We start from the raw sequence: 1718 nt of genomic DNA on the forward strand, positions 1-1718 counted from the left end.
CCGGTATGCTGATATACCTCATACTGAATACCGCCGCTGGTCACCTGACCGGCGTCCTGCCAGGTGTTGTGGGCAAGGTCTTCAACTTTCAGTTCAACCACGTCACCCTGGTCACCGGTAATGGCTAACTGCTTATGGTCATCCTGAATAAACAGGTTCGCATGTGCTTCACTGAGGATGTCGTTCAGCGTCAGATGCAGGGTATTCTGTACATGGTCTGTAATATCCATAGCCCCCGTTGATTTATGGGTATTATCCACCTGAGCTGGTGTAAGTATTATATCTTGCCCTGCAGGCGCATTATCCTGATCTGCCGCCTGATGCAGCATCGGCTCTTTATAGGTTGATGTGGCAGTGGACTCCCACTTGATGCTCGACAGGTAGAGGGCGTTATGTACAACACATGAGGCTATAGTCTGCCCACCGTTAGCGGTGAATACGGTTGAAGTCCAATTAATAAGTCCCCCTCCAGATTCACCATATCGTGATACCGAGACTTCTTTACCTGCTGCGTCGTAAAAAGTTACATCGGGTAATGCAAAAGAAAAGCCATCTTGTCCACACACCGTTACTTTGTCTGCAACTCCCGGCAGTGTGATGCGGATATCGCTACCGTTATTTATTACGTCTGTATGACTTCCTAATCCATCGTGAACCATACCGGGCAGCTTGTGAATTTCTAAACCATAGCCCGCATCCACTTTAACCCCATTAGAAGTGGTAAAGCTGTAGCCATGTTCATTCGAAGCATCGCCAAAATACTCGATGCCCGACACATGTGGCAGACCTGTGTCAACATTGACCACAAAGTGACCCGAGTGCCCACTGACATTGCCTGCCGCATCGGTCGCCGTCGCGAAGAAGGTATGCTTGCCTTCGCTGCGCGCAGAAGGCGTGAAACTCCAGTCCCCGTTATTGCCTGCCGTAGTCGATCCCAGCAGCGTGCTTCCTTCATATACCTTCACTACACTGTGCACTTCTGCATGGCCCTTAAGCGTTGGCGTGATGTCATCCGTGATAGTTCCGCTATTGAAGTCCCCGGTCGAGGTTCCCACGTTATCGTGGTACGTGTTGATAACCGGGGCATCCGGCGCCGTGGTGTCGTGGTTGGTATCCACAAAATTCACAACATAACTGTGGCTGGCAGCGCTTTTGTTTCCCGCTGCATCCGTCGCCGTAGCGGTATAAGTTCGCGTGTTCGGAAGACTGCCATTCACCTGCAGCGTCCAATTACCATCAGCGTCCGCAACTACCGAGCCATCGACGTACGTGTTGCCGTTACTTTTCGTCACGTGCCTCACTACCACCGTGCTGCCCGCCTCTGCGGTACCGTGCAGCGTCGGGGTCGTGTCATCCGTCTTCCCGCCGCTGGCTACCGGACCCTGATACAGACCCACGTCGTCATAAACTTCCGTAATCACCGGCGCGTCCGGTGCCGTGGTATCCGGGATATCAATATTAATCACAAAGTTACCGGAATGGCCGCTGGCATTGCCCGCCGCGTCCGTCGCCGTGGCCGTAAACGTATGTTTGCCTTCGCTGCGCGCCGACGGCGTGAAGTTCCAGTCCCCGTCCTTGTCTGCCGTCGTGGAGCCCAACAGCGTGCTGCCTTCGTAAATCTTCACTACGCTGTCCGCTGCGGCATGGCCGGTGAGCGTCGGCGTGCTGTCATCCGTCGTCGTCCCGCTTTTGAAGTCGCCGCTCGCGCTGCCCGCGTT

Annotated in this window: 1 protein-coding gene; it reads right to left on the reverse strand. The window is 54.1% G+C overall.

The window, feature by feature from the left end:
• On the reverse strand, nt 1-1718 hold a 1718-nt coding region (locus tag D5398_RS25235; RefSeq protein WP_244216848.1), incomplete at both ends, for an Ig-like domain-containing protein.

The sequence above is a fragment of the Rahnella bruchi genome, from assembly GCF_003614975.1.
In the GTDB taxonomy this organism is placed as follows: Bacteria; Pseudomonadota; Gammaproteobacteria; order Enterobacterales; family Enterobacteriaceae; genus Rahnella; species Rahnella bruchi.